General features: G+C 50.0%; 6 protein-coding genes and 1 pseudogene. All 7 read left to right on the plus strand.

Features of this window, described 5'->3' with window-relative positions:
* The first annotated feature begins 598 nt into the window (after positions 1 to 598).
* The 7 genes and pseudogenes from BUF15_RS19910 to BUF15_RS19950 all read left to right on the plus strand — a co-directional run bounded on the left by BUF15_RS19910 (position 599) and on the right by BUF15_RS19950 (position 13,133).
* Positions 599 to 1,873: a replication initiation protein gene (locus BUF15_RS19910; protein WP_073615475.1), complete on the plus strand. Its 1,275-nt coding sequence runs from the start codon at positions 599 to 601 to the stop codon at positions 1,871 to 1,873.
* Between the two features lie 279 nt (positions 1,874 to 2,152).
* Positions 2,153 to 2,350: pseudogene (locus BUF15_RS28435) on the plus strand (DUF4172 domain-containing protein); the annotation flags it as partial.
* Positions 2,351 to 3,915: 1,565 nt separating this feature from the next.
* Positions 3,916 to 4,530, plus strand: a complete 615-nt coding sequence (locus BUF15_RS19925) for a hypothetical protein (protein ID WP_073615478.1) — start codon at positions 3,916 to 3,918, stop codon at positions 4,528 to 4,530.
* A gap of 509 nt (positions 4,531 to 5,039) precedes the next feature.
* Positions 5,040 to 5,315, plus strand: a complete 276-nt coding sequence (locus tag BUF15_RS19935; RefSeq protein ID WP_073615480.1) for an HU family DNA-binding protein — start codon at positions 5,040 to 5,042, stop codon at positions 5,313 to 5,315.
* Positions 5,316 to 10,589 carry a RecQ family ATP-dependent DNA helicase gene (locus BUF15_RS19940; protein WP_200802433.1) on the plus strand — a complete coding sequence of 1,758 codons (5,274 nt, stop codon included), beginning with the start codon at positions 5,316 to 5,318 and terminating at the stop codon, positions 10,587 to 10,589. It abuts the gene before it with no gap.
* A gap of 799 nt (positions 10,590 to 11,388) precedes the next feature.
* Complete coding sequence (locus BUF15_RS19945; protein ID WP_073615482.1) at positions 11,389 to 12,378, plus strand: MarR family transcriptional regulator; 990 nt, start codon at positions 11,389 to 11,391, stop codon at positions 12,376 to 12,378.
* A complete protein-coding gene (locus BUF15_RS19950; RefSeq protein ID WP_073615483.1) occupies positions 12,372 to 13,133 on the plus strand; it encodes a hypothetical protein in 762 nt (253 codons plus the stop codon). The genes BUF15_RS19945 and BUF15_RS19950 overlap by 7 nt, the downstream gene beginning before the upstream one ends.
* Positions 13,134 to 13,173 lie beyond the last annotated feature (40 nt).

Below are 13,173 nucleotides of genomic sequence, written 5' to 3' on the forward strand. Positions count from 1 at the left end.
GGAATGTTTTCTCTGGAATAAAAGGTCTAGAGATTTACGGTCGAGATCTCCAGCAGATAACTCAAGGCATAGAGATCTACGGTGTGCTTCTCTTCTAGGTCGTCACTGCAGAGGTCTAGGGATGTACGGTGGGGCTGTGGCCGGGTTCATCTCAAGGTATAGAAATCTACGGTGAGAACGATGGAATGTTTTCATAAAACGAAAGGTCTAGGGATTTACGGCCCAGATTTCAATGAGATGTGGAAAGGTCTAGGGATTTACCGGCACTTCCGTCCTTGAGCGTAGCCTTTGAGGTCTAGGGATTCACGGTGGGGGTTCGGTTGCTTTAGAAAGGTATAGAAATCTACGGTGAAATTTTAGCGGTGAGATCGTCTTTTTGAGCAACTCCAGGGGTTGGTTTCTTCGCCCACGCTGTGCCGTTTTTGTGAGTTAGAGCAGTTTTACCGATATTGTGAGAGCGGATTTTTTCTATAAAATCAATTAAAAACAAATAACTACAGATTCAGGTCTAGAGATTTACGGCAAAGGTCTAGGCTTGACACCTGTTCTATACCTTATTATGATGACGCAACCTTACACACACATCAGGAGAACTTTTGTGAGCAGCAAATTCACTAAATCACCCGTTGTTGTACAATCCAATAAGCTTGTTGAATCCAGGTATATCTTATCTGTCAATGAGCAGCGACTCGTTTTTGCTGTTGCGTCGATGATTCATCCCGATGATGTGGATTTTTATCCATATGAGATCAAGATCCGGGACCTGGCAGCTATCCTTGGCATAGACCTGAACAATGCCTATAAGAACGCTGACAGGATAACAGATCAGCTGATGCAGCGTGTCCTGGTTATCCCAGAGGATGATGGCCCATTGAAGGTGGGTTGGGTTTCCTCGTGTAAGTATAACAACAAGAAAGGCACGATCAGTTTCAGTTTCGATCCGCACCTCAGGCCTTATCTATTACAGCTAAAAAGAGATTTTACCCAGTCGAAATTAAGCATTCTCGCGCAATTTCAAAGCATCTACTCCATCAGAATCTACCAGCTTCTCAAACAGTATAAGAAGATAGGTTACAGAGAGTTTGGTGTCGATGAACTCAAAGAAATTCTTGGCATTGATAAGAAAAAATATTCTCAATTCAAACAATTTCGTCAATGGGTCCTGAATCAGGCCAAAAAAGAGTTTGAAAAGAAGAATGAGGCCGGCTTTCCCCAGTGTGATTTAACCTTCAAGTTGGAAACGATTCGAGAAGGGCGGACCATTGCCAGGATAAAATTTATTATTATTCCACTCAAATATCAGGAAGCGCTTCCTTTCGCCAAGTCTGGACAGCTTCTGCCTATTGAGCCTGATCGCACTGAAGATCAAGAACTGCTCGAGAAGTTGGAGTATTTCGGGATATCAGCATTAAGAGCCAAGGCGTTTATTGAAGATATTGGCCGGGAGAAGATTGAACAGATCCTCGATTACTACACGAAATGCCTTGCAGCGGACAAGGTAGAAAAGAAGGATGGGGCTTTTCTAGCCTACCTGCTTCGCGAGCAGATAACGGGAAAGAGCAAGTTTGAGGCTGAGCTTGAGGTAGAAGTTGTTGAGCAAAAAAAGATTGAACAGCAATTAAAGAAAAAAGAAGAAGAGCGGGCACGCCGCCATGAAGAGCAGGCAAAAGTCTCTTTAGGAAAATTTCAGAGTCTTTCTCCAAAAGAGAAAGGGCTTGTACTCCAAGCGTTTCGTGAAAATTTGGTCGAACTGGGGAATAAAACCATGGTCAAGGATTTCGACCAAGCTGGGATCGACAATGCGAGTGGGGCGATGATGGCGTTATTCCGGTTGTTCTTACGAGAACAATATTTTGATGAGGATACTGATTGATTTGATATCCTTTCCGATTTTAAAACAACTGCACAAAAGAAAATTCCACAGTATTGCCGCCTTGGTGGGTCGAGGGCTGGCACTGGTTCCAGTTTGGAACTGCCAATATTAATCTTCGATTTGGTTTCGCACGGTCTTGTTGTGGTATAAACCAAATTCGCTACAAAGCGCTGCCAGAGAACCGCAAACGAGGCAAGGATTTCTCCGCAGGATGAAAAGAACATATCAAAAAGTAAAGAATATACCTCTACTCTTCTTAACAGGATGCGTTTGCGGTGAATAGCAGCATTAATCACCGCAGATATTGTTGTTGCTCGGCACCGGCAGGGGCGTTTACTGGGTAAGATGGAGGCGCTAGGTTTCCCGATCAGGCAGAAGGCCAGCTTAAATACCCTCACAACTGATGCTGTAACCTCGTCAACCATAGAAGGTGAAAGACTTGATACTGATGAAGTCCGATCTTCTATGGCTCGACAATTTTACGGGGCACATGACCTCATCGAAATATGCCAAAATCGCCAAATGCTCATCGGACACCGTTCTTAGAGATATGCGGGAACTTGTCGCTCGCCACATTCTGATTCAAAATCCGGGCGGAGGACGAAGTACAAGTTACCGCCTGATCTCGGCAGAGGAGATGGAGCAATCTGGTAATGAGTTGATAAGAAAACAATAGAATGTAATCGGGGATAGATAACGGTTTTAAACATTCATTCCCTCACTGACCTCTCCTGGCCCCAATGCCTTGAAATTCCGCAATTGCGACCGGGTTGTTCGTTGTCGCGTAATATGTAGCTGATAATACATCATTCTTTTGAGATGTTGAGTGAGCAGAAGTTATTGAATAATTACCTGCTCTGGGCAATAGTTTTTCGGCGTGTACTAAATGCTTATGAGTGGAATAAATTTTGCTAGCCTAACCCTTTGATGGCATTCTGTTGGAGCGTATCAGGTGCCAATTCAATGAAACGATGAACCATGAAGAGGAGACGTCTTGTGGTTCAGTGACCGCTCGTTCGCAGTTTGCTCTACAACAATGATCTCCTTGAGTGTCGAGGTGTGTCAGAATGATAATATGACACACCCTATAGGCTTTTTTCCTGAATATAAGACGACTTCGTGCCATAGAGCGAGGATATGGGTCGCAATATCAAGCGAAGGTTGCAATCTTCTCACTCGTATCACCTTGAGAGCAGGATATCCGCTTTGTCGTGTTTCTTTTAGGGTTGCAGCAATATAAGATCTCTCACGACTACAATAACTTAAGGCGTAAAATCACACTTGAGCTATCTGAGCCATACGTTTTAGCCACCACGATTGAGTTTTGAAGCTTCACCTGTAATAGGGGAGAAGCGCTCCGATTCCTGCTATTGAATATACGAACGAGCCAGTATTAATGAGTAATTAATTAATGAATTCATTACCTGGGAACCTCTCTAAGGGGAACGTTATTGCCGTATAGTGTTGAGGCATTTGTACGCATCGTATCGGTGCCAAACACCCTAACCAAGGAGCTTGAAGATGGGACTCAACCTTGCCGAAGTGATTAACGCCTTTTGTGAAAAGGTAAATCGTAATTGGGAAAGCCCAGCTGGTTGAGTTGTATTCCAACACCACTGGAAGAAGGATTTTTAGAAACTGTCGAATCATTTTATCAACGGTGGAATCTGGAAGATTTCGGCGAGCAACCTTTTTCTATCTTCACACTGACCGGTGAGTGTGAATTGGAAATTCAATAGGCCAGCAATCAGAACCCCGCCGCAACCCTCGAACTGACCTTCAATAACCTGGGGTTACGCCTTAATGATTTCCTGATAGCTGAAAATAACGCTTTTACAGGGATCTTTCTCAGAAATCCTGAGGAAGCGACCTCTGAGGAGAATACGTTCACAATCGCGCTCAAAGCTTCTGGGGGCACGAACTTTCCACAATCGCTGCAAGGTGTTTTTGAGCGGAGCAGAATCCTCAATACATCGTTTTTCATTACTGCCACGATTCATTTAATTGGCCAGGGTTCACCGATTGCGCTTAGGCATGTCGAAGTGGACTTTCCAGCCGATTTTGGGCTTGACCCTAAAGATGAAACTGGACAGAGCAAGATTGTCATTACAAATGCCTCCTTCTCGTATGAGAAAGGTTTTTATGGAACCATCTCTTTGGGTAATGTCAATGCAGATGGCTCTATCGTCAAGCTGCTAGGTAATGATTTTGCGCTCACAAATCTTCAGATTCCTTTTCAGACTAAGCGAGAAGAAGGGGTAGCGTCACAATTCTCTATTACGGGGAAGCTCAAGCTACCCTTCTTTGAGAACGAGATAACTGTCACCCTGAATATTAATTCAGATTCGGAAACATACGTTCTCGGAATCACATTGGATGAGGATCGTATCAATCTGCCGGACGATGATCCCTGCTGTTCCGTCAAAATTACCAAGCTGCAAGTTTCCCATGGGGGAGATCAGAGCATGCTCATGCTTGACGGTAGTATCTGCCCTGAAAGTGGCCTGTGTGATTTTCTTGGTATAGCTGGTGAGGACGCAGAAGATGCGTTGAACTTTCTAGTCGCTTGGGCTCGAAAGTTTTGTCGTTTCATGCTGGCTCCCAGAAAGCCTTTAGACAGGTCGATCTGGAACTGGTCACACGAATTGCCACATTGAAGCGAGAGCAGGGGACTAAACAGCTCATCGTCGTCCTGCCATGGGAGCCGACGAAAATTCCCAGGTGTTTTATAGCCGCATCAAAGGCGAGATGGAAAATGCTCTGCAGAAACTGACTTTTCCGTGCCTACGCATCGTGCGCCCCTCATTGCTTCTTGGCTTCAGAAACGAACTACGCTTTGGGGAGAGGGTAGGAGGGCCGCTTGGCCCGTTGGTAAATTTGCTTTTACAGGGAAATCTCAAGAAGTACCGCCCCATAGAGGCGGAATGTGTGGGCCGCTTCACGGTCGAGGTAGCCAAGCATAAAACGTTCGGTGGTCTGCATGCTTATAAATCCGATGAGATCGCTACCAGTTGTAAGATGCTGTGAACAACCTGCCATTTGTGGGAATCTGATTATTTTTATTGAAAAAACACCCTTGGAAAGCGTAATACTGGTATTTCGTGATGCTCCACGGCCCTTTTAGCCGGCCAAAAGCGCAAAAAACAAAAATTGGAAGAGATGCCAAATGACCAAGAAAGACCTGATCGACACTATCGCCCAGACAGCCGAACTCAATAAGACCCAGGCGGCTAAAGTGCTGGACGCAACACTCGAAAGCATCACCAAGAGCCTCAAAAATAAAGAGGCAGTCACCCTGGTCGGCTTTGGTACCTTCTCCACTGCCGATCGCCTGGAGCGTCCCGGGAAAAACCCACAGACCGGGGCCCCCATCACCATACCTGCAAGGACCGTCGCCAAGTTCAAAGCGGGTAAGGGGCTCGCGGAAGACGTCAACAGCTAAGTGCAACCTCTTCCCCACCCGAGTTCTCCTCCGGTGGTCGATGAGTGCGGGCAGGAGCCCAGTCGCCACGGTACGCTGGACATGGATGACGAGAGACAACGATTTTGTACGCGATGTCTCCTTGTTGACATTGAGGTCAACGAAAAGGGCGTTGTCTACGCTATTGGCGGCGTCCAGGGAGACAGGACCTTTCGCTCACCCTCCGGCAAACCCGTCACTCGCGAGTCCCTTACCGACCTAAATCGGTTTGCAGGAGAGGCCGAGTTTTTGCTTGGTCACAACATCCTCTCCCATGATCTGCCCAACCTTAGGGCGATCCTCCCTGAACTACCCTTGTTTGCCAAGTCGGCCATCGATACCCTCTACCTCTCGCCGCTCGCCTTTCCCGCCAACCCATACCACCGGCTGGTCAAGAACTACCAGCTCGTCCGCGACAGTCTCAGTGACCCGGTGGAGGACGCCAAACTGGCAGGGCAAGTGTTTGTAGAGCAGTGGGATGCGTTTGGCAAGCTGCTTGCGGAACACTCCGATATTCCAGTTCTCTACCGCAGCTTTCTCCACACTGACGAGCGATTAGCCGGTACCGCCAGTGCATTTGCCGCCATGGGAGTGCCGCTGCTGGAAGGCGATGATCTCTACGAGGCCTTTGGCTGGTTTGCCAAAAAACACGCCTGCAGGAGTGCGGTCTATAGATTGCTCGATCAGCTCTATGACAATGACCCGTCACTGCCAAAACCGATGCTCGCCTATGTGGCGGCTTGGCTCTCGGTTGCCGGGGGCAACTCGGTGCTCCCGCCCTGGGTGCGACATACCTTTCCCCTCATATCATCAGTACTTCATGCCCTGCGCGAAAACGGCTGTGACGACTCGCAGTGCGACTATTGCCATACGCACCACAACCCGCGCACCTTTCTTAACAGTTTTTTCAACTTTCCCGACTTCAGGCCGGAACCAGCCACCCAGGAAGGCAAGAGCCTGCAGGGGGAGGTGATCATCGCCAGTGCGAAGAGTGGGACAATCTTTGCCACTCTGCCAACCGGTGGCGGCAAGTCGCTCTGTTATCTTTTACCAGCTCTGATGCGCTATCAACGGCGAAATTTGCTGACCATTGTCATTTCACCTTTGCAGGCCTTAATGAAGGATCAGGTCGACAATTTCTCCAAACAGACTGGAACCAAGCTGGCGGCGGCTCTCTATGGCATGCTCACCATGCCGGAGCGTGGCGAGGTTATGGAGGGGGTGCGTCTCGGAGATATTGGCGTCCTCTACGTCTCTCCCGAGCAGCTTCGTAATCGCTCGTTTATCGAAACCGTCTCCCAACGGGAGATAGGCGCCTGGGTGTTTGACGAGGCCCATTGTCTCTCCAAATGGGGACATGATTTCCGGCCGGACTACTTCTACGCCATTCGTTTCATTCGCGAGTTTGCAGTCAAGCACGGTGTCCAGATCCCCCCGGTGCAATGCTTTACCGCCACCGCCAAAAAAGATGTGAAAGCCGAGATCATTGACACCGTGCAGAGTGAACTCGGTCTAAAGGTCCTGCAATTCGAGGGGGGACATGAACGCACCAACCTCCACTATGAGGCGTTCTCCGTCACCCGCCACGAGAAGCTACAAACGATCCTTCAGCTGCTCAAGGAACGCTTTTCCGGCAAGGGTTGCGTTGTCATCTACTGCGCGACGCAAAAAAACACCGAACAGCTTGCAGAGTTCCTGCAAAAGGCCGGCTATACGGCGGAGGCTTTCCATGCCGGCCTGGAAGCACCGCTGAAAAAAAGGCTTCTCGAACAGTTCATCGCCGGTGAGATCCCGGTGATCTGTGCAACCAACGCCTTTGGCATGGGGATCGACAAGGACGACGTCCGCCTGGTCCTGCACGCCGATATCCCCGGGTCTCTGGAAAATTATCTCCAGGAGGCCGGTAGGGCAGGTCGAGACCGCAAGGACGCGGAGTGCATCCTGGTCTTTGATGAGCAAGACATCGAAAAGCAGTTCAAGCTCAGCGCCATGTCACGCCTCACCCGGCGAGAAATCGCCCAGTTGCTGCGCGGTATCCGCTCAGCTTCACGCAACAATCAGGAGGTGGTGCTTACTGCGGGTGAACTGCTGCGAAGAAAAGAGGTGGACCTTGACCCTGATGCGATAAACGACGGCGATACCCGGGTCCGCACCGCCATTGCCTGGCTGGAACGTGCTGGTTTTCTCGAGCGTAACGAGAACAACACCAGGGTGTTCCAAGGAAAGGTTCTGGTGCCCGACCTCGAGGAAGCCGCCCGCCGCATCGCGAGCCTTGATCTCTCAGAGCGGCAGAGCAAGCGGTGGCTCGATATCCTCCACGCAATTTTGAACAAGGAGGGCAGCCAAACGGGATTTAGTGCCGACGAACTGGCAGCGATCACCTCGTTTGCCCTCTCGGAAGAAGACCCAGGTTACGAAACGGAGACACAGCGGGTGCTGCGAACCCTACACGACATGGCAGAACAAGGGCTGCTCTCTAAAGAGACGACCCTCTCCGCCTATCTCCGCTACAAGGTGGGAAATCATGCCGGGTTGCACCTGCAGCGAACCTGTGCACTCGAACGCGAATTTCTGGCAGTGCTGCGAGAACTGGCCCCTGACGCTGAGCTTGCAGAACCCCTTGAACTAGACCTCAGGCAGTTCAATCAACGACTGATCGACAGATCGTTTCCCGAGAGTACCCCCCATATGCTGAAACTCTTGCTCTATGGGCTCACTCGGGACGGGAAGGGACTGGCCGGCCAGAGTGGCAGCATTAGTTTACGGGCAAGGGGAAACAGCAGCTTTGTCGTCTACCTCCAGCGCGGCTGGGAGTCTTTGGCCAAAACCATGGAGATCCGTCAGCAGGCAGCAAGCAGAGCATTGGAGGTGATCCTTGCAGCCATCGATCCGGCCGAAAAGGCCAACGCCAATCTCTATGTCGAGTTCACCCTGGAGCAGATCGTCGATGGCCTAAAAAGTGATCTCCTGCTTTTTTCCCAGATGAAAAAGCCCCTGGCAGTCGCCGAGCGGGCTCTGACCTTCATGCACGAGCAGGGTGTCCTCGACCTGCAGCAAGGGTTGGCCATCTTCCGGCAGGCCATGACCCTTATGTTGAAGGCCGAAGCGGAGGGGCGGCGCTATGCGGTGAGCGACTTTGAGCCGCTGAAAACCCACTATACCGAGCGCAACTTCCAGATCCACGTGATGAACGAATATGCGCAAAAGGCTTTGGAGAAGATCAGTACCGCCATGCGCCTGGTCGCATCCTATTTCAACGATGACAAGGAGGATTTTGTCCAGCGCTACTTCCCCGGCAGAAAGAAGGTACTCGATCGGGCGACCAGCGAGCAGTCCTACACCCGCATCGTCGATGACCTCAAAAACAAGGCGCAAGCGGCGATTGTCTCGGCCTCTCCAGAGAAAAACATGCTGGTTCTCGCCGGGCCAGGTGCTGGCAAGACTAGGGTGGTAACCCATCGAATCGCCTATCTGCTGCGGGTCGAACGGGTACCCCCTGGGGCCATCCTGGTGCTCTGCTTTAACCGCAGTGCCATCGTGAGCCTTCGCAAAAAGCTCCAGGAACTGGTCGGCCCCGACATGGCTGCGGTGACGACCTTGACCTTCCACGGCCTGGCCCTGAGATTGACCGGGAGGTCCTTGGCCGTTGCCGCCGGCTGCAGCAACACCGGTGAGATAGACTTCTCGCGCATCATCACCGATGCGATAGCACTGCTCAAAGGCGAATCCGCGGCACTTGGTTTTGAGGGGGAATCGGCACGAGATACGCTCATCGGCCGTTTCAGCCACATTCTTGTGGATGAGTACCAGGATATCGACCAGGAGCAATACGACCTGGTGTCGCTGCTTGCCGGCAAGGGTCTTGAAGAGCAGGACCAGAAGATGACTATCCTGGCGGTAGGAGACGACGACCAGAACATCTACCGGTTTCGAGGAGCCAATATCAGTTTCATCCGGCGGTTCCACGAGGACTATGGTGCAGAAAAGCATTACCTCATCGAGAATTATCGCTCGACTGCCAACATCATCGAGGCCGCCAACCAGCTCATCTACCACAACCGCGATAGGATGAAGACCTCTCACCCCATCCAGATCAACCAGGCCAGACGCATGCTCCCTAGAGGCGGTAACCGGCAGATCACTGACCCGGTGACACGCGGTAAAGTGCAGGTTCTCAAGGCCAGTGGAGTACAGGAACAGGCCAGGGGACTGGTCAAGGAGTTGCAGCGGATGCAGCGGATAGAAGGGGGTGTCGATCTCGACAGCTGTGCGGTGCTGGCACGGGAGTGGAAGGAGCTCGATCTGGTGCGCGCCTTGCTTGAAGCCAACAACATGCCGGTCAACCTGCACTGGGGCAGGGGAAGGGGCTTTCCCGGTCTCCAACAGATCCGGGAAAACGCACTTTTTCTCGAGTACCTCAGCCAAAGGCGTCATGAGACCCTCACGGGTGGTGATCTCATCCGGCAGCTGCCTAGCAGACTTGACGTGGGAGACACCATCTGGCTGGCCAACCTGCGACGGTTGATAGAAGAATGGCTAGAGGAGACCAACGACACCCCTCAACCGGTCCCCTTGATCGAAGAATACCTCTACGAAGCCTTCAGCGACCAAAAGAGGGCAAAAAATCTTGGTAACGGTGTCTTCCTCTCCACCGTCCACTCCGTCAAGGGGTTGGAGTTCGACCATGTGTTCCTGCTCGCGGAGCACTGGCCCCAGTTGACACAAAAGGAAATGGAAGAAGAGCGGCGACTTTACTATGTCGCCATGACCAGGGCCCGGGAGACGCTGCAGCTCTTCACCTTAAAAGGTGTCGATCATCCTCACGTCTCCCTGCTCTCAGGTGTTGGATGTATATTTCGTGAGCTGCAGGAAGAGGGGGCAAGCACAGGCCCTGTCTCTCGTCGTACCCTCCTGGGGATGGAGGATCTCTTTCTCGATTATGCCGGGCTACGAAAAGAAGACAGCCCTGTAAGGCGTGGACTTGACGAACTCAATGCAGGCGATATCTTGCACCTCACGATGTGCAACGACAACCTGGAGCTGGTCAATACACAAGGGATCTCCGTGGCCCGGCTCTCAAAGGCTGCCCTGGCAACCTGGTGGGAAAGGGTAAAGGATGTAGAAGAGGTGAGAATCGTAGCCATGGTCAGGCGTTATAGAGACAACCTCGCCGATGAAATATTTAGGAACAGGTGCATTGGCGAGGTATGGGAGGTGCCGATAGTCGAAGTGCGCCATGCCCCCGTCTCTGTATAGTGTTCCTTCCCCCGACTTTTCGGTTTTTTGCTGATGAGGACGTGCACGGTGCTCGCGATCTCTTGCGGCCTGTTAATTCGATATCGGTATGAAGAAAACAACTCAAGCTCAGAAAAATAAATTTTGGGTAATTGTGCTTCTATTCAATAGATGGCTTTACATCTTGAAGGTTCAACATCAACGTCATTGGCTCTATAAAAACAAGTGTACTATTTCATGAACAAGTGTTTGACGAGAATTATACCAAGGTGGACATATTGATCAAATCTTACTCAGAAAGAGTGTGAATGGATTCTAGATGTTCACTCAATCCTGAGCCAAGATGGGTCTATTTGGGATCCTGAAGATTGCCACCGATATGAGAAGAAAAGAAAGGCCGTCAATATAGTTTATAAAAAGCCATTAACAGCCTACTCGTAGAGGATGAATTTATCATTGCTGCTTCCGTTGATTAGTTGCCTGATATGGTTGGAAAATTCAACGAGATCAGAGTCGAGATTTGCAATGATCCAAAACTTAGCATGGATGACATCGATGAGATTGTATAAAAAATGCACAATTACGGAATTTTACGTATGGATGAGCAGATAGATGAATGGTCTGAAAGCAAATTTGCGAAACAACCAGGCTGAAGTATCTAGACTTTCCTACTACCTCTTTAAGGGCGGGAAAATAAACGACCAGCATCTAACATGTGCAGAAAAAAGAGCTGCGAAAAAAGGTCGATAACATATTTTTTTGTACAGTAACATCGTTTATGTTATCGTGCAGAAAATATGTTATCGATAAGGAGCTGCTCATGCAGGATCTTCCACAAAAGTTTGAAAAATATTGTTTTGAAAACCTCGGGGTAACACTCCGACTCCAACCATGGGACCTGGAAAGCGGATTGCCATATTTTTTGCGTGATCTCTATAGGTTATTTAAGTGTGAACTGCTGTCATCACCAGTGCTGGTGATGACAGCCCGGGATGAGGAAGATGCGACACCCGCAACCATCCGCAAGCACATCAGCCAGTTACAAAAAAAGTGGGAGCATGAAGTTCTCTACTTGGCGCCTTCAATCTCGACCTATAATCGTAAGCGTCTCATTGAGCAGAAGATAGCTTTTGTTGTCCCTGGCAATCAGATGTATCTGCCAACCTTTGGCATAGATCTGCGGGAACATGTCCTGCAGCTGCGCAAGGCAGGCACGAGAAAGAAATTCAGTCCTTCGACTCAGGTGGCGTTGTTTTCCATGCTCTATGAGTGGCCTGCAGGGGGCGTAACACCGTCCCAGCTTGCTGAAAGACTGGGCTACACCCCAATGACTATGACCAGGGCCTTTGATGAAATTGAAGCGGCAGGTTTGGTGACTGTGGGTATGGAGTGGCGCGAGAGAGTCTTACGTTTTGAGGAGGACAAGAAAAGTGTATGGGAAAAGTCGCTTCAACGCCTGCGCTCACCAGTTAGCAAACGTGTTAAAGTCACGGGAATTGTCAGTCTAGATTCGTTTCTCTTTGCTGGGGAATCAGCACTGGCACGTTTCAGTATGTTGGCTGAACCATCTTGCCCTGTTGTCGCTGTGAGCAAAGAACGGTGGAAAGCAATGCTCCTGACGGGTTCGGTTACTGTTCTACCGATGTTCGAGCCGGAAGGCACGGAGATTGAGGTCTGGAAGTATCCTCCGGAATTGTTCGCTCGAGGTGAAAAGGTGGATCCGCTCTCCCTGTATGTAAGCTTTACAGACACCAAAGATGAGCGCATTGAAATAGCACTTGAAACGTTAAGCGAGGCATTTCCATGGTAAGGGGGCTGGCTAGGTTTAAAGACCATTTCCAGAGGTACGAAGACCACTATGTGCTCATTGGCGGTACTGCCAGCTCACTTGCCATGGAGGAAGCGGGTCTGCAGTTTAGGGCAACTATCGATCTTGATATCGTACTCTGTGTAGAAGCTCTCGATGCAGATTTTGTAAGAACGTTCTGGGATTTTATCCGGCTTGGCAATTATCAGAACAGGCAGAAAAGCACCGGAGAACGACAGTTCTATCGATTTTCTGGACCGGAAGATCAGTCATTTCCGGAGATGCTGGAACTTTTTTCCAGATTACCTGATGCGCTGGCGTACGAGGGTGAAGGGCATCTTACTCCAATACCCATGGGTGAAGAGGCATCAAGCCTATCTGCCATCTTACTTGATGACTCGTATTATGCATTCCTCCATGCCGGTAAGCAGGATCTCGATGGCCTGTCAGTACTTATCCCAGAATACATCATCCCACTGAAGGCACGGGCCTGGTTGGACCTCTCCGCAAGAAGGGAAGGTGGCGAACGGTGTCTTTCAAAACATCTTAAAAAGCACAAATTGGATGTATTCAGGCTTTTTCAGGTGATTTCGGCGGACACGAGAATTGAAGTGCCTGGCGTTGTTGGTGTCGATATGGAAAACTTTTTTACAAAGATGGCATCGGAATCAATTGATTTGCGGCAGTTGGGCTATAGAAGAGGATCATTGCTGGAAGTGCTGGAAGGTCTGAGGAATATCTATGGCTTGACAAAATGAGGCGGTTCTCATCTGCAATGCAATTATGGCTATCAACCCA

The organism is Desulfopila aestuarii DSM 18488 (assembly GCF_900143695.1).
GTDB classification, from domain to species: Bacteria; Desulfobacterota; Desulfobulbia; order Desulfobulbales; family Desulfocapsaceae; genus Desulfopila; species Desulfopila aestuarii.